This is a genomic window from Hymenobacter siberiensis, assembly GCF_018967865.2.
In the GTDB taxonomy this organism is placed as follows: domain Bacteria; phylum Bacteroidota; class Bacteroidia; order Cytophagales; family Hymenobacteraceae; genus Hymenobacter; species Hymenobacter siberiensis.
Genome location: NZ_JAHLZY020000001.1, coordinates 2,547,852 through 2,565,890 on the forward strand (window position 1 = coordinate 2,547,852; position 18,039 = coordinate 2,565,890).

At 64.1% G+C, this 18,039-nt stretch carries 18 protein-coding genes; 5 read left to right on the forward strand and 13 right to left on the reverse strand.

Going from position 1 to position 18,039, the window contains the following annotated elements:
- Nucleotides 1-151 precede the first annotated feature (151 nt).
- Nucleotides 152-2,446: a T9SS type B sorting domain-containing protein gene (locus tag KQ659_RS11315; RefSeq protein ID WP_216688699.1), complete on the forward strand. Its 2,295-nt coding sequence runs from the start codon at nucleotides 152-154 to the stop codon at nucleotides 2,444-2,446.
- 150 nt (nucleotides 2,447-2,596) lie between these two features.
- Here KQ659_RS11315 and KQ659_RS11320 read toward each other — a convergent pair whose 3' ends face one another.
- The 6 genes from KQ659_RS11320 to KQ659_RS11345 form a co-directional block, all read right to left on the reverse strand.
- Complete coding sequence (locus KQ659_RS11320) at nucleotides 2,597-3,250, reverse strand: cytochrome c oxidase subunit 3 (RefSeq protein WP_216688698.1); 654 nt, start codon at nucleotides 3,248-3,250, stop codon at nucleotides 2,597-2,599.
- An 84-nt stretch (nucleotides 3,251-3,334) separates the two neighbouring features.
- Nucleotides 3,335-3,673, reverse strand: a complete 339-nt coding sequence (locus KQ659_RS11325) for a hypothetical protein (protein WP_216688697.1) — start codon at nucleotides 3,671-3,673, stop codon at nucleotides 3,335-3,337.
- Complete coding sequence (locus KQ659_RS11330; RefSeq protein ID WP_168672771.1) at nucleotides 3,666-3,908, reverse strand: hypothetical protein; 243 nt, start codon at nucleotides 3,906-3,908, stop codon at nucleotides 3,666-3,668. The genes KQ659_RS11325 and KQ659_RS11330 overlap by 8 nt, the downstream gene beginning before the upstream one ends.
- A 461-nt stretch (nucleotides 3,909-4,369) precedes the next feature.
- Nucleotides 4,370-4,621 (reverse strand): hypothetical protein, encoded by a 252-nt coding sequence (locus tag KQ659_RS11335; protein ID WP_216688696.1) that lies wholly within the window; start codon nucleotides 4,619-4,621, stop codon nucleotides 4,370-4,372.
- Between the two features lie 45 nt (nucleotides 4,622-4,666).
- Nucleotides 4,667-5,260 (reverse strand): M23 family metallopeptidase, encoded by a 594-nt coding sequence (locus tag KQ659_RS11340; RefSeq protein WP_216688695.1) that lies wholly within the window; start codon nucleotides 5,258-5,260, stop codon nucleotides 4,667-4,669.
- Entirely contained in the window at nucleotides 5,242-5,757 is a 516-nt protein-coding gene (locus KQ659_RS11345) for a hypothetical protein (RefSeq protein ID WP_216688694.1), read from the reverse strand. Before KQ659_RS11345 ends, KQ659_RS11340 begins: the two co-directional genes overlap by 19 nt.
- 107 nt (nucleotides 5,758-5,864) lie before the next feature.
- Here KQ659_RS11345 and KQ659_RS11350 point away from each other — a divergent pair, with 107 nt between their 5' ends.
- The 3 genes from KQ659_RS11350 to KQ659_RS11360 all read left to right on the forward strand — a co-directional run bounded on the left by KQ659_RS11350 (nucleotide 5,865) and on the right by KQ659_RS11360 (nucleotide 8,916).
- Entirely contained in the window at nucleotides 5,865-6,716 is an 852-nt protein-coding gene (locus tag KQ659_RS11350; protein ID WP_216690684.1) for a hydroxymethylglutaryl-CoA lyase, read from the forward strand.
- Between the two features lie 12 nt (nucleotides 6,717-6,728).
- Nucleotides 6,729-7,472, forward strand: coding sequence for a (Fe-S)-binding protein (locus tag KQ659_RS11355; protein ID WP_216688693.1), 744 nt, complete (start codon nucleotides 6,729-6,731; stop codon nucleotides 7,470-7,472).
- A gap of 196 nt (nucleotides 7,473-7,668) precedes the next feature.
- Entirely contained in the window at nucleotides 7,669-8,916 is a 1,248-nt protein-coding gene (locus tag KQ659_RS11360) for an O-antigen ligase family protein (protein ID WP_216688692.1), read from the forward strand.
- A 24-nt stretch (nucleotides 8,917-8,940) separates the two neighbouring features.
- Here KQ659_RS11360 and dapA read toward each other — a convergent pair whose 3' ends face one another.
- Nucleotides 8,941-9,825, reverse strand: a complete 885-nt coding sequence (dapA, locus tag KQ659_RS11365; protein WP_216688691.1) for a 4-hydroxy-tetrahydrodipicolinate synthase — start codon at nucleotides 9,823-9,825, stop codon at nucleotides 8,941-8,943.
- Between the two features lie 134 nt (nucleotides 9,826-9,959).
- Here dapA and KQ659_RS11370 point away from each other — a divergent pair, with 134 nt between their 5' ends.
- Nucleotides 9,960-10,877, forward strand: coding sequence for a polysaccharide deacetylase family protein (locus KQ659_RS11370; RefSeq protein WP_226915551.1), 918 nt, complete (start codon nucleotides 9,960-9,962; stop codon nucleotides 10,875-10,877).
- Nucleotides 10,878-10,959: 82 nt separating this feature from the next.
- On the opposite strand, the gene KQ659_RS11375 is transcribed toward KQ659_RS11370, so the two are convergent.
- The 6 genes from KQ659_RS11375 to KQ659_RS11400 form a co-directional block, all read right to left on the reverse strand.
- The gene (locus KQ659_RS11375) at nucleotides 10,960-11,481 is read right to left on the reverse strand and encodes a hypothetical protein (RefSeq protein WP_216688690.1); all 522 of its coding nucleotides are present in this window, start codon (nucleotides 11,479-11,481) and stop codon (nucleotides 10,960-10,962) included.
- A gap of 136 nt (nucleotides 11,482-11,617) precedes the next feature.
- Nucleotides 11,618-13,729, reverse strand: a complete 2,112-nt coding sequence (gene ligA, locus KQ659_RS11380) for an NAD-dependent DNA ligase LigA (protein WP_216688689.1) — start codon at nucleotides 13,727-13,729, stop codon at nucleotides 11,618-11,620.
- Nucleotides 13,730-13,888: 159 nt separating this feature from the next.
- Entirely contained in the window at nucleotides 13,889-14,500 is a 612-nt protein-coding gene (locus KQ659_RS11385; RefSeq protein ID WP_216688688.1) for a DUF4920 domain-containing protein, read from the reverse strand.
- A 91-nt stretch (nucleotides 14,501-14,591) separates the two neighbouring features.
- Entirely contained in the window at nucleotides 14,592-15,212 is a 621-nt protein-coding gene (locus KQ659_RS11390) for a hypothetical protein (RefSeq protein ID WP_216688687.1), read from the reverse strand.
- A 152-nt stretch (nucleotides 15,213-15,364) separates the two neighbouring features.
- The gene (locus KQ659_RS11395) at nucleotides 15,365-16,117 is read right to left on the reverse strand and encodes a hypothetical protein (RefSeq protein ID WP_216688686.1); all 753 of its coding nucleotides are present in this window, start codon (nucleotides 16,115-16,117) and stop codon (nucleotides 15,365-15,367) included.
- Nucleotides 16,117-17,853 carry a S8 family serine peptidase gene (locus KQ659_RS11400; protein WP_216688685.1) on the reverse strand — a complete coding sequence of 579 codons (1,737 nt, stop codon included), beginning with the start codon at nucleotides 17,851-17,853 and terminating at the stop codon, nucleotides 16,117-16,119. The genes KQ659_RS11395 and KQ659_RS11400 overlap by 1 nt, the downstream gene beginning before the upstream one ends.
- Between the last annotated feature and the right edge of the window lie 186 nt (nucleotides 17,854-18,039).

Sequence of the window (18,039 nt, forward strand, 5' to 3'; positions counted from 1 at the left end):
ATCCGAAGGTACGGTGGCGAAGGTAAAAGTGGCTGGGCCGGCAGTGGTAGCCACGCGCCCCAGATGCCCGCAGCGGGCGGGCTTATATGTTGGCGGGGCTGGTCGTATATTTCGGCTTTATCACAATTTAATTCGCTTTTTCTCTTTTGGCATGCCCTACCGCTTCCGCCTGCCTCACCCCTTCCTGCTTGGTTTTCTGTTGTTTATAACAGGTTGGCTGGGCGTAGCGGGGCCAGCGAATGCTACGCACATCGTGGGGGGTGAAATGGAGCTGGTGCACAATTCCGGTGACTCGTACACGCTGCTGCTCAACCTCTACTTTGATGCCTACAACGGCAGCCCCAGTGCCCTCGATGCCGACCTGACGGCCAGCATTTTCGACAAAGCTACCAACGACCGGATGATGAACGTGCTGCTGCCCCTCACCAGCAACACCTTCGTAAGCTACACCAACCCAGCCTGCGCCAAGCCCACGCTCAGCACCCGCCGGCTGGTGTACAGCAAGCTGATTACGCTGCCGCCCGGCACCTACAACGGGCCCCAGGGCTACTACGCGGCCGTGGAGCGCTGCTGCCGCAACAACTCCATCAGCAACATTGTGGACCCCGGCGCGGCGGCCCAAACCTTCTACCTCGAATTTCCGGCCGTGGTACGGCGCGGCCAGCCTTTTTACGATTCCACGCCCCGCATTTTCCCGCCCTTGGCCGACTATGCCTGCCGCAACGAGCTGTTTTACTACGACTTCGGGGGCAAGGATGCCGACCAGGACTCGCTGGTCTACGAGCTGATGACCCCGCTCAACGGGCATTCCAGCACCAGCACGCCCAAGCCGGCTGCGGCTTCGCCGGGGCCCTACTCCCCCATCACCTGGCAGCTGCCCGCCCCGGCACTGCCCGGCCAGCCGGCGCTGCCGCCCCTGGGCCCGCTCAACCAGATTCCGGGCACGCCTACGCTGCAAATCAACCGCTTCACGGGGCGGCTCACGGTGCGGCCCAGCAACCTGGGCCTGTTTGTGTTCGGAGTGAGCTGCTCGGAATACCGGAAGGGCGAAAAAATCGGGGAATGCCGCCGCGATTTTCAGCTCATGGTCCTCAACTGCCCCACCAACACCAAGCCCAGCATGGTACTGCTGCCTGCCACCACCGGCAATGTGCCCTACCGGCCGGGCCGCGATACCCTGCGCCTGGTGCCGGGCGGCAACCACTGCGTGCGCCTGCGCTTCACCGACCCCGACCCCAACTCGCGCCTGTCGCTGTCGCTGAGTCCGGTTAATTTTTCGGGCCTGCTGCCGGCGTTCACCACGGCCACCAGCGGCGCGGTGCGCAGCCCCGGCCAGCCCGATACGCTCACGGCCACCCTCTGCTTTCCCGCCTGCATCGACACCCAGGGCAAGGTATTTCTGTTGGATGTGGTGGTGGGCGACGACGGCTGCAGCTTGCCCAAGCGCGATACCGTGCGCGTGGCCTTCACGTCGGTGCCACCGCCTAACTCGCTCCCTACGCTTACTACCACGGCCGGTCCGGGCCTGCCCCTGCACGTGCGCGTGGGCGACCTGGTCACCTTCAACCTGACGGGCACCGACCCCGATAATGACCCCATTCAACTGGAAATGAGCGGGCGAGGATTTTCTCCCGCCAGCCTGGACGCCACGCTCACGCAGGCATCGGCCGGCAACCAGCAGCTGGGCCGCTTCAGCTGGCGCGTCGACTGCCGGGCGGTGGGGCCGGATTCGGTGCTGGTGTTTCAGTTTGAAGCGGCCACTTCGCCTTGCGCCAAGCGACAGGCGACGATGATTTCGGTGCCCATCGTGGTGCGCTACACCAATACGCCACCGGTGCTCACGGCCAGCCCGCTTTTCCCGCTGCCCACGGGCGCGGGGCTGCTGCCCGTGGTACGCCTGCCACTGGGAGCCACGTTCACCGCCACGCTGGCTGGCGTAGATGCCGACCGCGACGGCCTGACAATGACGGCTACCAGCGAAAATTTCTCATTGGCCGAAGCCGGGATGAGCTTCAAAGCCCAGAATGGTGTGGGCGTGGCCGCCGGCCAGTTTCGCTGGGACGTGAGCTGCGATGCCGTGGCACTGCGTCGCCCGTTGGACGTAACCTTCCAGCTGGTAGACGCCACCTGCCGGCCCGTCGCCCAGCGGCAGACCGTACGCTTCGAAATCATCCGGCCCGACTCGCCGGAGCTGAAGCTCTACAACATCATCACCCCAAACGGCGACCAGGTAAACGACGAGTTCCGCCTGCCAGGGCTGCCGCTAAACTTCTGCGATGAGCAGTTTGCCAGCGTCCGGATTTTCTCGCGCTGGGGGCAGTTGCTCTTCGAGTCGAAGGACCGGGGATTCCGCTGGCCCGGCGAAGGCAGCGCCAGTATGTACTACTACTTCGTAACGTACACCGATGGCCGCTCTTTCAAAGGTTGGCTGGAGGTGAAACCTTAGCCGAGCTTAAGTATTTGGTTACCGCCCGGCCCCGGTCCGACCGCCTAGGGCGGTCGGACCGGGGCCGGTTCACTGCACGATTTTCAACGCAAAGGACCGCTCCAGATGGAGCGGCCCTTTGCGTTGAAAATCAATAACTAATATTCGATTTCAATACATAAAAAGAAAGACGGCGAACAGTGCCACCCACAACACATCGATGAAGTGCCAGTAGGCACCCAGGAGCTGTAACTGCCGCCGGTAATACGGGTTGCGGATAAAGACGAGCGCGCGCACGGCATCGCGGTCGGCGTGGGTCACGCGGAGCAGCAATGCCAGCAAGAAGAGCATTCCGCCCAGCAGGTGGGCCACGTGCAGCGCCGATATCAGGTAGATGAACTGGCCGCTGCTGGTGCTGGTACTACCCTGGAAGAGCACGCCCTGCGTCATCAAATCGCGCCAGCCCAGCAGTTGCAGGCCGGCAAATATGCAGCCCAGCAGCAGCGTGGCCCCGAGGCAGCGGGCCAGACTGCCCAAGTCGTCCTGCGCGTAGAGGCGCCGGGCCTGGCCCATGGTGTAGCTGCTCACCAGCAGCACAATGGTGCTGAGTGAGAAGTAGCGGGGTAGCGAGTGAAGCCCGGTGGGCACCCCGCTGCGCACACGGGTGGACACGTAGGCCGCCACCAGCATGACAAACATGATGGTGATGGCCACCATGGCCAGGTAGCCAGCCATCAGCAGCGGAGGCATTCGTTCGATACGGCCAAACGACGACGAGTTGCGCCGGGCTCCTACCTGATTATTACGTTCGTATTCGGAGTTCATGGGGTAGCACCAAGGGGGTGTACTATGAAAACTAACCCGGTGGTAATTAGTTGCACAGCCCCTCAGAATTGCCCGAAAGTTGCGCTACTTGAAGAACGACCCAATTTTACCCAGCACGGCGTTGAGGGTAATTTTTGGAGTGCGCTGCACGCCAAAAGTCACGTAGGTTTTGCCGCCCACGCGCAGGTCGAGCACCCAGCCCAACTGCCGGGCCAGGTCGTTGATTTGCTGGAGCGGGTCGGGGCCGGTGGATTTGGGAGCTTTAGGAATTCCCGGCGGCTTGGGCGGGCCCGCCGTGAGCTGGTCGAGCACCTGCTGACTCGGAATGTTCAGGATGAGGTAGGTACCGGAAGCAGCCAGCTGCAACGCATGGCCGTTCCAGGTGATGACCAGCTGAGCATCGATTTCGAGCGTGCTAGGCACCGGGGGTGGGGTTGGTACTGGTGGGCAATTGGGGCGCGCCCGGCTGCTCGCCCCGCGTTCGGATGCGCAGGGAGCCGTTCAGCTTCCAAGTGGCGGCGGGGGCACTGGGGTTTTGCGGGTTGGGCACTTGCAACTCAATCTGGTCGAAGGCGCAGCTAAGCTCAACGCCGCCCGAGAGCTTGCCGAGCAGCGAGGCGGCCATGTCGGCCCAGTTGGAAGAGGAAGAATCAGGCATAAAAACAGGAAAGTGATGGTGAAAACCAAGCGGCCAAAATGCCCGCGAAAACGAGCCAGCCGGCCGCAAAGTACGACCTTTGCCCCTGCTAACGCAATGCGCAGGCCAGAGTTGCAGCTTCATCCGCCGGGGCGTAATCCTGCGTACAGCCTCTGTAATCGCATTTATTGATTCTTGCTCAATGCCCTTCCCTGCTTTACGCTTCCTCGGCGCGGCAGCCTGCCTGCTCTTTATTTCGCCCCCCGCCCAGGCGCAGCCCTCGGCCGATGCCAGGCGCTTTCCCCGCATTTCCGACCTCGCCGACCTCAACTTTGAGCCCAGCAACCCACCGCCACCTGCTGCCAGCCACGACCGTCCCTTCGGCCTGCGCAAAGGCTACTCCCCACCACCCGCCGGGCTATTTTATTGGGAGGAAATGGCCGGGCCGGATGCCCGCCCAGCAGCACCCAACTACCAGACCATCAATCTCGAAGCCAAAGAATGGCCCAGCCGGTTTCGCCCTGCGGGCCTCGCAGCAGGCTATATTGGGCCGCCTGCCCCAGCACCACCACGGGAGTACGGGCTGCCAGTGCCCCCCAGGCCGGCGCGGCGCGTTCCGGCCCCACCAGCAGGTCGGTAGCCACGGGTAGCGACAGTCGGCGCAGGGGCGCGGCCACTGCCGCTTCCACGGCCCTGGCAGTCACGCAGCCAATCTGGCCGGTGGGGGTTTGCACCCGTAGCACGGCTCCTTGCTGACCGAGTATCAGTAAGGAGCCGTGCTACGGGGCTTTTATTAGCTGTTGAATAGCAATATTTTGGCCGGATTCCGGCGATGGACGGAGCACAGCTTCCGTCCGCAACCGCACGAACTCGCCCCGGCGGTCGGGGCCGGCGGGGGCACTGGGCGGGCGGGCGGCGCGGCGTACAAACGGCAGCGGGTCGAGCGCGCCCTGACCACTGCGATAGACGCCAAAATGCAGGTGCGGCAAGGTAGTCCGGGCATTACCGGTATTGCCCACCAGGCCCAGCGTGTCGCCGGCGCGCACGTGCTGGCCGGGCACCACCAGCTGCTTGTCGAGGTGGGCATAATAGAGGTGTTCGCCGTGCTCGGCATCGGCCAGCCACACCACGCGGCCACCCAGCGGGGTTTCGCCGGTGCGGCTGATATAGCCCGCCGTGGCGGCCACGGCGGGTGTGCCGCGCGGGGCAAAAATATCGATGCCCTCGTGGCGGCGGGCTCCGCCATCGCGGTCGGCGCCCCAGAAGCTGCCGGCGGCGGCATCGCGGCGGCCCAGCACCGGGAATATGCTCAGACTGGGCTCGCGGCGCAGGCGCAGGGTGTAGCGGCCGGCGGCTAGCAGTTCGGGCTGCACCCGCAGCAGGTGCTGGCCAATGGTTTCGGCCCGGTAGCGGAAGTCGAGGGTGAGCGTATCGGCATTGGCCAGGGGGGCGGGGTGCGGCCGGGCACCATTTCAAACGCATCCAGAAACACGCGGGCATTGGTGCCCGGGGCCAGGGCGAGGCTCACGTGTACCTGCCCGCCGGCCTGCACGGCATAGCGGTAGCTGGCAGCGGCGGGGCGCTCGGGGCGGAAATAGCCGGTTTCGGCAAAGGGCAAAGCGACCACCAGCGAGTCGCGCAGGGCCTGGGCGGCGGCCGTGAGCCAGGCGCGGCCCGCCGGGCGCTGATCGAGGCCGGCCTGATGCAGCTGGCGGGCGTAGGCCTGGTGCGGGGTCGATTTTCGAAACAGCGCCTGCAGGGTTTGCTGCTTGCTGCAGCCGGCGCTGAAAAGCAGGGCGGCCCCGAACAGCAGGAGCCATAAGAATCCGAAGAGTAGCCGGGCAACCAGCCGCCCCGGGTAGCAAACCACTTATTGTGCATGCCTCCCAACACGACAGTCCGGCGGGTAGTTCGGCCCACAGCGGCGCGGGCTGCTACCTTTGGGACATTCACCCCGGCCCCCTCACACCCCTGCCCATGAAGCTTATTGAATGCCCCCGCGATGCCATGCAGGGCCTGCCCGACTTCATTCCCACGGCCACCAAAACCGCCTACCTCAATACCCTACTGCAAGTGGGTTTTGATACGCTGGACTTTGGCTCCTTCGTATCACCTAAATCCATTCCGCAGCTGCGCGATACGGCCGAAGTGCTGGCCGGTCTCGACCTGAGCACCACCCGCACCAAGCTCCTGGCCATCGTGGCCAACCTGCGCGGGGCCGAAGCGGCCCTGCAACACCCCGAAATCAGCTACCTGGGCTTTCCGCTCTCGGTATCGGAAACCTTCCAGCGGCGCAACACCAACCAGAGCCCGACCGAAGCCCTGGCCGACGTGGCCGCCATGCACGAGCGCTGCGAGCAGCACGGCAAAACCCTGGTTACCTACCTGTCCATGGGCTTCGGCAACCCCTACGGCGATGCCTGGAACCCGGAAATCGTAACCGATTTCACGGCGCGGCTAGCGGCGCTGGGTATCCGCATCGTGGCGCTGTCCGATACCATTGGGGCCTCCATAGCGGCCACCATCGAGCCGCTGTTTGCGGCCCTGATTCCGGCTTTCCCGACCATTGAGTTTGGGGCGCACCTGCACACCACGCCCACCACCTGGCACGAGAAAGTGACCGCCGCCTACGCGGCCGGCTGCCGCCGCTTCGACGGGGCCATTGGCGGCATTGGCGGCTGCCCCATGGCCACCGATGAGCTGACGGGCAACATGGCTACTGAGAATTTATTGGCTTTTCTAGCCGAAAAGGAAGTAGATTCGGGACTGAACCCGGTGGCGTTCGGACAGGCCCGGGTGGCGGCGGGCCAGATTTTTGGGTTTCACTAATACTTTGTGCTGATGCCGACTACCGTCGATATTTTCATCCCCTGCTTCGTCGACCAGCTTTACCCGGCCACGGCCATGCACATGGTGCGCGTGCTGGAGCGGGTGGGCGTAAAAGCCAACTACAACCCCAACCAAACCTGCTGCGGCCAGCCGGCCTACAACGCCGGCTACGTAGACCAGAGCCGGGCAGTGGCCGATAAGTTCCTGACCGATTTTGCCGCGCCGGCTACCGATACCCAGCGCTACATCGTGAGCCCGTCGGCCTCGTGCGTGGGCATGGTGCGCAACAGCTATACCGATTTGTATACGGACCAACCCGGGCGCGCCGCCTGCCAGACCGTGCAGGGCCGCGTGCACGAGCTAACCGAATTCCTGGTGGATGTGCTGGGAATCACGGCCATACCCGGGGCGCGCCTGGATGGCAAGTACACCTACCACGACTCCTGCTCAGGCCTGCGCGAGTGCCACATCCGGGCGCAGCCGCGCCAGCTGCTGGATGCCGTGGCCGGCCTGGAGCGCATTGAAATGGCCGAAACCACCACCTGCTGCGGCTTCGGTGGCACGTTTGCGGTAAAGTTTGAAGCCATTTCCGTGGCCATGGCCCAGCAGAAAGTAGAGTACGCCCTCGACACCGGGGCCGATTTCATCGTGAGCACCGACGTGAGCTGCCTCATGCACCTCGAATCCTATATTAAAAAGGAGAAGCTGCCGTTGAAGTGCCTACACGTGGCCGACGTACTGGCCAGCGGCTGGTAGCAGTGAGCAGTGAGCAGTGAGCAGTGAGCAGTGAGCAGTGAGCAGTGAGCAAAAGAACGTCATGCTGAGCGCAGCCGAAGCATCTCTAACGCAGTAGTAATTAGTTGCTATTGCAGTAGAGATGCTTCGGCTGCGCTCAGCATGACGTTCTGTGCCATCGTTTTTTCAAACCTAAAATACCATCCCCTTCTTTTTCGTGCAGCATTATTTATCCGGCCGGCTTTCGCAGTATCTGCTGCTGCTGGCTTGTCTGGCGGGCATTGCGGGCCTGCTGGCTTCGCGGGCGCTCATTGCCATTGCGCCCATCGTGGGCGTGGTGGCAGCCCTGACCAACCCGCAGCTGCGGCACGCCATTCTGGGGTATTTCCGTAATGGGGCAGCGATGCGGGCGGCAGCCGTGGTAGTTTTTCTGCTGGTTAGTGGCTTATATACCACTGATTTGCTGGTGTGGCGGCACGAATTATTCCGCGACCTGACCTGGCTGGCGGTGCCGCTGGCCTTCACGCTGGCCGTGCCCCTCACGCGGGGGCAGCGCCTGGCGGTGGGCAGCGGGTTTGTGCTGAGCGTGGCCGCCGTGGGACTAATTACCCTGGCACAATACTGGCAAGACCCCACGGCGGCCAACGAGGATATCCTTTTGGGTCGGAACATGCCGGTAGCCACCCACATTTTTCATATCACCTTCGGGGTGATGCTGGCCCTGGGGGCCTTCTGGGGCATGATGCTGCGGCGGCACGAGCTGGCGCGCCCGTGGCTGCGGGCGGCCCTGCTGGGGGCGGCAGCCGTGGCGGCGCTCACGCTGCACGTACTGGCATACCGCACCGGGCTGCTGGTGTTTTACGCGGCCCTGCTGGCGGTGGTGGTGCGCCTGCTCATGCGCCGTAATCTGGTGCTGGGCCTGGCGCTGCTCGTGCTGTTGATGGTGGGCCCATGGGCGGCCTATCGGGGGCTCGAATCGGTGCGCAAACGGGTAGATTCGTCCTTATGGGACGTGAGGCAGTTCACGAATGAGCATGACATCAACGAAACTTCCCTGTCACGGCGTTTGGTCGCCATCGAAACCGCCCGGCAGGTCATTGCCCAGCATTGGCTGGTGGGCGTAGCCCCGGCCGATGCCCGGGCGGCCATGATGCACCAGTACGACTGGCAGGGATTTGGCCTGCGAACCGAAAACCGCATTGAGGTGCACAACCAGTTCCTGCAGGCCATGGTGGGCGGCGGTGTGCTGGGCCTGACCCTGCTGCTGGCGCTAATGTTCTGGCCACTTACCCGGCCCTGGGCGCGGCGGCAGCCAGCCATCGGACTTTTCCTGCTGGTACAGGCCGCCAGCATGCTGGTCGATGCGCCGCTGGACCTGCAGCTGGGTCTGAACCTCTTCGTGTTCGGCTACGGCTTCCTGATAGTGGCCGGCGAGCGCCAGGCCACCCAGGAGCTGGCAGCCTAGCGCATTCGGCTTTGCCGGAGCGCTCTACAGCGCCTTCCGAATCCGGTCTTTCAGGCCCTCGGTAGCTTCGAGCAGCGGCAGGCGTACGGCCGCGCCGCACACGCCCAGGACTTCGAGCACGGCTTTCACGCCCACGGGGTTGCTTTCCTCATACATCATCGGGTTGAGGGGCAGCAGGTGAAACAGGCCTTCGCGGGCAGTGGCGAAATCGCCGGCCAGCGCGGCGCGGGTGAGCTCGGCAAAGCGCTTGGGGTAGGCATTGGCCATTACCGAAATAATGCCTTCGCCGCCGCAGGCAATGAGGGCGGGCGTGAGCATGTCATCGCCCGAAATCAGCAGGAAATCCTTCGGCTTATTGGCCGCGATGACCAGGCACTGCTCCATAAAGCCGCTGGCTTCCTTGATGCCGATGATGTTGGGGTGCTGGGCCAAGCGCAGCGTGGTTTCGGCGGTGAGGTTGGAGGCCGTGCGGCCGGGCACGTTGTAGAGGATAATGGGCAGCGGGCTGCCATCGGCCAGGCGGGTGTAGTGGGCAATGATGCCGGCCTGGCTGGGCTTGTTGTAGGCGGGGCTGGCCGACAGGATGGCGGCCACGCCGCTGAGGTCGGTGGTGCGCAGGGCTTCTTCGGCGGCGGCCGTGTCGTTGCTGCCAATGCCGTAGACGAGCGGCACGCGGCCGGCCACGTGCTCCTTGGCCACGCGCAGCAGCTCGGTTTTCTCGTCGGCCGTGGTGGTGGGCGACTCGCCGGTGGTGCCGTTCACCACGAGGTAATCGACCCCGCCATCGATGCAGAAATCGAGCAGGCGGCGCCAGCCATCGTAATCCACGGCCTGTTCCGGGGTGAATGGGGTGACCAGGGCCACGCCCGTACCATGAAACGCGGGCAGACGGGAGGCGGATTTGTTCATGCCGGGAGTTTGAGAGTTAGTTTTGTGGGTTACAAAAGTAGCAGGTAGGTCCGCTTTGCGCGGGCCTTTTGTTCGCCCGTCTTTATTCATCACCCATTCCCCCGGTTGCGAAGCCCGGCTTCGCGCGTGTTTCAATGAAATTTTCCTCTGCTTCCCTCCTGCTGGGTGCCCTTGCCATGGCCGCCTGCGACACTAAAACCGCCACCACCGGTGAAACGGCCAACAGCAGCGTTACTGTAGAGGCTGCCCCACCCGCCGCCGCCGAAACGTCTGGCACCCAGGCCACCGCCACCGATGAGGCCAACGCCACGCCCGCCCCGGCCCCCGGCAGCATCCCAGCCAGCAAAACCGGCGACGCGGCCGCCATTCTGGCCCGCCCGCAGGTGCCCATTCTGTGCTACCACCAGATTCGCGACTGGACGGCCCGCGACTCGAAGGGTGCCAAGGACTATATCATTCCCATCGCACAATTCAAGGCCCAGATTAAAATGCTGGCCGACTCGGGCTACCACACCATCTCGCCCGACCAGCTCTACGCCTACATGACCACCGGGGCCAAGCTGCCGAGCAAGCCCATCATGCTCACCTTTGATGACACCGACCTCGACCAGTTCACCATTGCCCGGCCCACGCTGGAGCAGTACGGCTACAAGGCCATGTACTTCGTGATGACCGTGAGCCTGGGCCGCCCCCATTACATGACCAAAGCCATGGTGAAGCAGCTATCTGACGAAGGCAACATCATCGGCTCGCACACCTGGGACCACCACAACGTGAAGAAGTACCAGGGCAAGGACTGGGAAACCCAAATCGACAAGCCCACCAAAACGCTGGAAGAAATCACGGGCAAGAAAATCAACTACTTCGCCTACCCCTTCGGCCTCTGGAATACCCAGGCCTTCCCCGAGCTGAAAAAGCGCGGCTTCGTGGCTGCCTTCTCGCTGGCCGAAAAGCGCGACCAGCAGGACCCGCTCTTCACCATCCGCCGCATCATCGCCAGCGGCTACTGGACCCCCAAGACGCTGCGCAACAACATCTTGCAGTCGTTCTAAGCCAATTGCTACCAAGCAAAAAGTCCCCGCTGCAATCGCAGCGGGGACTTTTTGCTTGGTAGCAATTGGGGGGGGGGGAATATTACGGGGCTTTCACGCCGCCGGTACCGCTGGCGGCGGGCGGCATGCCGGGCGGCACCTGGTGCACCACTACTACGTAGGGAAATTCGCCCTTCATCTGGCTGTAAATGGTGGCTTCGAAGTCGGGGCCCTGGTAGCGCACGGCTTCGCAGCTGGGGCAGGTCACGGGCTGAGCCGTGAGCTTGCGGCTTTTAAGTTCACGGCCCAAGTCGCGCACGCAGCTGGCCTGGGTGGTTTTCAGCACCACGTCCTGGCCGGGGCGTTGGGCGCGCATTTGCAGGCGGGCCGTGGGCGTGGTGCTGCCGGCGGGCACGTACGTCCAGGCTGCCTCGCGCACGGTGGCCGTGGGGCCCATATACGTCCACTCAAAGGTGAGGTGGTCCGTCACCACTTTAGGGGTTGCGAGGGCTGTGGGCTCGGCCCCGATGGCCAGTAAGTCGGCCAGGGCGATACACTGCGCCTGCAACGCAGGGACCCACAGAGCTTGGCCAATCAGGAATGCAAAAAGAAGAAATGCGCGCATGGATGGGAAAATGGAGGTCAAAGGTCGGGATTTCAGTCCATAGACAAAAACTTAGCCGAACTATTTGCGCAGAACTTAATAAAGCTTCAAGGTTTCTTGCCTTTTCCTCCATTATCGGAATATTCCAGCGGCACACCTAGAATAGGTTTCCCTGCCGGCCCGGCCCCGGCATAACGGGCGCAGGCAGCACGGCGGCGGCAGCTTCGGCGGGCGCACCGGCATCGGCGGCGGGCAGCATCCCCATCAGGTCGATTTCGGAGATAATGGGGACTTTGAAGCCCAGAGCTTTTTCGCGCTTGGCGGGGCCCATGTTATCGCCGGCCACCAGGTAGCTCAGCTTTTTGCTGATGGAACCCGTGATTTTACCCCCGTTGGAAGTGATGAGGTGCTGCAGCTCCTCGCGGCTATGCTGCTCAAACACCCCCGAAATAACGAACGTGAGGCCGGCCAACCGGTCGGAAGCAGGCACGGGCGCTTCGCCGGTCACTTCCAGCTGCACGCCGGCCTGGCGCAGGCGCTCCACCAGCGTGCGGTTTTCGGGTTGCTGAAACCAGTGCGCGGCGGCCACGGCAATCACGCCACCCACTTCGGGCACGGCGGCCATTTCCTCGGCGGTGGCGGCCATCAGCGCGTCAATGCCGCGGTAATGGGCAGCCAGCTTCTGGGCCACCGTCTCGCCCACGTACCGAATACCCATGCCAAACAGCACGCGCGGAAACGGCACCTGTTTGCTGGCCTCAATGCCGGTGATGAGGTTATCGATACTCTTTTCGCCGAGGCGCTCCAGCGTCACCAGCTCGGGCCGGCGGGCGGGCAGGTCGTAGATATCGGCGGGCGTGACAACCATTTTCAGGTCGAACAGGCGGCCCACGGTTTCGGCCCCGAGACCGTCGATATTTAGCGCTTTACGGCTCACGTAATGCTCCAGGCGGGCCTTGAGCTGGGGCGGACAGCCGCGCTCGTTGGGGCAGCGGAAATGCGCCTCACCCTCGGGCCGCACCAGCGGCGTGCCGCAGGCCGGGCACGCCGTGGGGTACTGGATGGGCACCGCATCAGCGGGCCGGGCGGTCAGGTCCACACCCGTAATTTTGGGGATGATTTCGCCGCCCTTTTCTACGTACACCAGGTCGCCGAGGCGCAGGTCGAGCAGCTCTATCTGGTTGGCGTTGTGCAGAGTGGCGCGCTTTACCACGGTGCCGGCCAGCGGTACGGGCGTGAGCACAGCCACGGGCGTGACGGCCCCGGTACGGCCCACGTTGTAGAGCACGTCGTTGAGGCGGGTGCGGGCGGCTTCGGCGGGGTACTTATAGGCAATGGCCCAGCGCGGGCTTTTGGCGGTGTAGCCCAGCTGGTCCTGCTGGCGCAGGTCGTCGACCTTGATGACAATGCCATCGGTGGCCACGGGCAGGTCGAAGCGTTTTTTGGCCCAGTAATGCACGAATCCGAGTACTTCATCGATAGTGGAAGCCCGCCGCCAGGTATCCGAAACCGGCAGGCCGTACTGGCTCAGGGCTTCGAGAGCGGCGCTGTGGCTGGCGAAGTGCCGGCCCGGCGTGAGCAGCGAATAGGCGTAAAAACGCAGCTTGCGGGCCGCCACCTGAGCCGAATTCTGAAGCTTGAGGGTGCCGCTGGCGGCGTTGCGGGGGTTGGCCAGCAGGGCTTCGCCATTCTGCTCGCGCTCGGCGTTTAGCTCCTCAAACACCGGCAGCGGCAGGAATACCTCGCCGCGCACCTCAAAATCTTCGGGCTGGTCGGGGCCGGGGCGCAGGGCCAGCGGCAGGGTTTTGATGGTGCGCACGTTGGCCGTCACCACGTCGCCACGGGTGCCGTCGCCACGGGTCACGCCCTGGGTGAGCTGGCCGTGCTCGTAGCGCAGGCTCATGGCCACGCCGTCAATTTTCAACTCACAGACGTAAGCATACGGCGCGCCCTCCAGCCCTTTTTGCACCCGCTCATCGAACTCGCGCAGGTCGTCTTCGGAATAGGTGTTGCCCAGGCTGAGCATGGGAAAGCGGTGCACCGACGTGGGAAACTGCTTGGTGATGGTGCCGCCCACGCGGCGGGTGGGCGAGTTGGGCAGGGCCAGGTCGGGGTGCGCGGATTCGAGCTGCTGCAGCTCGGCCAATAGCTTATCGAATTCCTGGTCGGAAATTTCCGAGATATCGAGCTGATAATATTGGTGATTGAGGTGGTGCAACTGCTCGGTGAGGGCCTGAATGCGGTGCTGAATGGCGGGAGTATCGGGCATGGCGGGAGTATAGCGTCGGTAAGAGGCGACAAAAAAACGTCATGCTGAGCGAAGTCGAAGCATCCCTGCCGCGATAGTAAATAGATTACTTGTGCGGTAGCGATGCTTCGACTTCGCTCAGCATGACGTGGTATGTATTCCGGTTGCTGGCGAGTGATGTTAGTTCTGCACCAGCACGCCATCGGCCAGAAAATTCAGCTCCTGCCGGGGCTGGGTAATGGCGGCAATTTCCGGCTCGGGCTTACCGGCGTCGCGCAGGTAGTGCTGCTGCTCGGCCACGCTCACGGTCTGGCGGTGCGCCCAGCCGCTCACTACCACGGTATGGCCGCTGAGGTCTTTGGGCACAAAAAAGGCATAATCGCGGAAGCTCACGCGCATGTCCTGGCCGTCGGCGGTGGGCAGGGTCATCCAGCAGCCTCTGGCCTGGCACACGGCGGTGGCTTTGCCCACCAGCTTCACCTGGGCCGAATCGCGGCTGCCCAGGGCGGTGACCAGGGCGCTCATGGGCAGGGCCCCGGCGGGCGTGATGGCCGCGCCGTAGGTCTGGCCGGGGGCGGCTGGGGCAATGCTGGTGTTACCAAGCGTCTCGCCTTCTTCTTCTTCACCGTCGGCATTGGCACCCGCGCCTTTGGGTACTTCAGAATCGTGGCCATTCACTTCCTGCTGGCCCTGGGGCAACGGCAGCACGGGGTTGATGGGGGCCGAAGGAACAAACTTCAACAGGAGCAGAATGGCGACTAATACGCCAGCGAAAGAGAGCAGGAATTTCATGATTCAAAAACAGAAAGTGGAAGCGACTGAATGGCGACCGGGCTAATTAACTTGGTCATCGACTTAAAGTCAAACATCAACCAAATTCAGACTACTGGCTGATTACTACGGTCTTGCGCAGCTTGCGGGCATAGGCCATGCGGCGCTCGGACCCACCCGCGCCGGGATAATCGAAGCCCACAGTAGTGGGGTCTTCGCGCAGGGCCGACCAGGTTTTGGCGTCTACCTCGGCGGGCTGCTCGGTACCGGGCGGAATGGCCGGCTGCATGAAATGGGTGTCGGCAAAGAAGTTATTCATGCCCTGCAAAATGGCAATTTCCTGTTCGCGTACGCTCGCCGACTGCGGGTCGGCGATATCGGTGTGGCTGAGCAGGGCGCGGGCGGGCAGCACTTCGTGGCGCAGGGTATCGCCGGTGCTGCTTGTCACGATGAGGTGGGCCTGGGCCGTGAGCACGCGGGGGCCGCGCAGCTGCAAAATGAAATTATCCCGGGTGGCCGGGTCCGAGAACGAGTGGGTAGCACTCACGGTGTTGAGCACCGTTTTGCCGCTCACGCGCACACGGCTGCCGGCGGGCGGCGGCGTATACGTAGAGCGAGGGTCGGTGGAAGAGCTGCTTACTTCGCGCTCGGTGCTCACGCAGGAGGCCAGTTGCAGCGTGAGCCCGGCAGCCAGCAGGATTTGGGCAGAAAGTCGTAGGTGTTTAGTTTTCATAAAAAAGCAAGGCCAAAGGAAGGCTCAATGCACGAAGGTAAGGCGAGGAATGAGGCCGATACTATATAAAAACCTACTAGCTTGGAGAAGCCGGCCCGGGGATTTTACGGCAAAAGCCCAACAATGGGTTTGAGCCCGGCCCGCTGGCCCACTCAGAACAAGCCCACTTCGACCCCCAGCATCCAGCGGGGCAGCTCGGGCCAGGCCCCGTAGCCGGACGCAAATACCGGCGACAGCCGGTAGCGCGCCGTAAGGGCATAGCGGTCGACGCCCACGCGCGCCCCAACCAACCCTGACCAGCGGCGCAAATAAGGCAAGCCCCGCTCGGTGGTTTCGACGGAGGTGATGCCCGGCGCGGGGTCGTCTTCGGTGATGTGGGAGGTGGCGGCCACCCAGCCGCTACCAGCCAGCAGGTCGACGTAGCGGCCCACGGCGTTGCCCCGACGGCCGTAGTTCAGCCGCAGGCTGAGCTCGGAATACAGCTGGTGCAGGGCCAAGCTTTCGCTGCGATGCAGGGTAGAAGCCGGCACGAGTTTTTGGCCGTTTTGGGCCAGATTATAGCGCTGGTAGGCATAGCCCAAGTCAGCATTGAGCGCCAGCGCCTGGCTGAACCGGACCTTGAGCCGCCCGCCGCCGCGCAACTCCGCCGAGCCCAGCCCATAGCGCACGGCCGCGCCGCTGCCCGCCGGGCCGGCCAGCAGCCCATAGCCAAAATAAGCGTGCCCGAAATAGCGCCGATTGGGGCCGAAAGTCGTTTTTACGGTGTCATCGGCCACGTTGGCCTGCACCAGCACCTGCTGGGCACGAGCAGCGGGCAGGGCTCCGGCCAGCAGGCCCAGCAGCACCAGCCCCCGGCGCATAGCCCCGGCCAGCCCCCCTTGCCTGTTCAGTTCCGCAGGTTTCATTACTCTGAAAATGTGGCCGTGTAGCCTTTGAAATAAACGCGCAGCACGTTACCCCCGCCCAGGAAGCGGCGCGGCACCTGCACTACCAGCCGCTGCGTCACGGCGCGGGTTTCGTAGCGACGCAGCACGCCGCGCCGGTCCGCCAGGTTCCAGTAGAGATAGGCCGGGTAGCTGGGCTCGGGCAGCGGCGCGGGGCTGGGGCCCACGGGCTGCTCGCGGCCTACGTGCGGGACGTTGTCGGCGGGGCTTTTCGCTTCCGGGGCGGGCAGGGCGGCGGGCAGGGCGGGCTCGCTCTGGTCGGCCATGAGCGGCAGCGTTTCGGCGGGCCGCAGGGCAGCTTCGGGGCGGATGACGACGGCAATCAGGCTGTCGTGGGGCACAAAATCGAACGTGGGCCCGGCCGCAACCGCCGGCACCGAAAGCGCAAAGTGCGCGAAGCGGGGCCGCCCGTAGCCGTGGGCATAGTCGAAGTACGGGTACAGCTCCGCCGATTTTTCGAGCCCCCGAAACACCTGCATGGCCGTGAGCTCCCGGTGCTGCTGCCACAGGCAGGCCGCGAAGCCCGCCACCAGCGGCGAGGCAAAGGAAGTGCCCTCCAGCCGCTCGTAGCCGCCGCCCGGCGTGGTGGTGAGTACAATGCCGAACGCCACCAGGTTGGGCTTGGGCCGGCGGTCGGCGGTGGGGCCGTAGGAGCTGAAAGCGACGTGAAGGCCGGTTTCGGGGTCGAGCCCGCCAATGGCCAGCGCCGAGTCGGCATCGGCGGGCGTGCCGATACGAACCCAGTCGTCGTCGCCGTCGTTGCCGGCGGCGCTCACCACCAGCACGCCCTTGCGGGCGGCCAGGTTGGCGGCGCGGGCAATGAGGCTGCGGTGCCCGTCCATCTGCTCGGGGAAATAGCGCTGCTCGGTATAAGCCAGCGAGGAATTGATGATGTCGGCCCCGAGGCGGTCGGCCCATTCCACGGCGGCCAGCCAGGCTTCCTCCTCGGCGTAGCGTTCGCGGTGCAGCTGCTCGGTGCGGGCCAGCAGGTACTCGGCATCGGGCGCGAGGCCCAGGGCCGGGCCCGACGTGCCGCCGGGACCACCGGGCAAGCGGCCGGCCAGGCAGCCCATCACCTCGGTGCCGTGGCTGCCGCCGATGAATACGTCGTCGCGGTTGCGCAGAAAGTCGTGGGTGGCCACGATGCGCCGGCCCGCCACCAACTCCCGAAACGCCGGGTGCTCGGGCAGCCCCCTAAAGCCCACATCGAACACGGCAATGCGCATGCCCTGCCCGGCAAGTCCGGCCGCCCGCAGCGCGGCCCCGTCGAGGTAGGCTGTTTGGCGGCGGGCCAGCAGGTAGTCGTTGGCGGAAATAGGCTTGGGTGCGCTGGCAGGTTCGTAGCGTACTGGTTTGGTTGCCTGATGAGCGGCTGCTTCAGCGGTGCGCTGCGGCCACGCTTCGACCTGGGCCACGCCGGGCAGCGCCCGGAGCGCGGCGGCCTGGGCCGGAGTGGCCCGGCAGGCCACGGCATTGAACCAGCGGCTGACCAGCGTTATGGTGTCGACCCGCGCCGCGATGGCGGCCACGTAATCGGACCGCACGGGCAGGTCGGTGGCATCAAACGCCGGGAGGTGCTGGCGAACGCGACGGGCCTGCGCGGCGGGCGAAAAATAGTGCTTCGGACTAAAATGTGCGCCCGCCTTATCGGCCAGCGATACCCAGTAGCGCGCAGGAGCTTGCTGATTTGCGGGCAATGCACTCCCAGAATGCCCCTGAGCAGCACTTGGGCCGGCTGCGCACAGCAGAGCCACGGCTAGTCCGGTGGCCCGGCACGCCGGCCCCATGCGCTTCCAAACGGTGCTAAGTAGAGGAGAAACGTGCATAGAACTTCGCCAAAGGTAACCCCTGCGGGTGGGCTCCGTTTTAAGGCTGGACCATTT

Coding starts and splice junctions, on each gene's coding strand:
- KQ659_RS11315 (WP_216688699.1), top strand. CDS start 152: ATGCCCTACCGCTTCCGCCTGCCTCACCCCTTCCTGCTTGGTTTTCTG.
- KQ659_RS11320 (WP_216688698.1), bottom strand. CDS start 3,250: ATGAACTCCGAATACGAACGTAATAATCAGGTAGGAGCCCGGCGCAAC.
- KQ659_RS11330 (WP_168672771.1), bottom strand. CDS start 3,908: ATGCCTGATTCTTCCTCTTCCAACTGGGCCGACATGGCCGCCTCGCTG.
- KQ659_RS11350 (WP_216690684.1), top strand. CDS start 5,865: ATGAAGCTTATTGAATGCCCCCGCGATGCCATGCAGGGCCTGCCCGAC.
- KQ659_RS11355 (WP_216688693.1), top strand. CDS start 6,729: ATGCCGACTACCGTCGATATTTTCATCCCCTGCTTCGTCGACCAGCTT.
- dapA (WP_216688691.1), bottom strand. CDS start 9,825: ATGAACAAATCCGCCTCCCGTCTGCCCGCGTTTCATGGTACGGGCGTG.
- KQ659_RS11370 (WP_226915551.1), top strand. CDS start 9,960: ATGAAATTTTCCTCTGCTTCCCTCCTGCTGGGTGCCCTTGCCATGGCC.
- KQ659_RS11375 (WP_216688690.1), bottom strand. CDS start 11,481: ATGCGCGCATTTCTTCTTTTTGCATTCCTGATTGGCCAAGCTCTGTGG.
- ligA (WP_216688689.1), bottom strand. CDS start 13,729: ATGCCCGATACTCCCGCCATTCAGCACCGCATTCAGGCCCTCACCGAG.
- KQ659_RS11385 (WP_216688688.1), bottom strand. CDS start 14,500: ATGAAATTCCTGCTCTCTTTCGCTGGCGTATTAGTCGCCATTCTGCTC.
- KQ659_RS11390 (WP_216688687.1), bottom strand. CDS start 15,212: ATGAAAACTAAACACCTACGACTTTCTGCCCAAATCCTGCTGGCTGCC.
- KQ659_RS11395 (WP_216688686.1), bottom strand. CDS start 16,117: ATGAAACCTGCGGAACTGAACAGGCAAGGGGGGCTGGCCGGGGCTATG.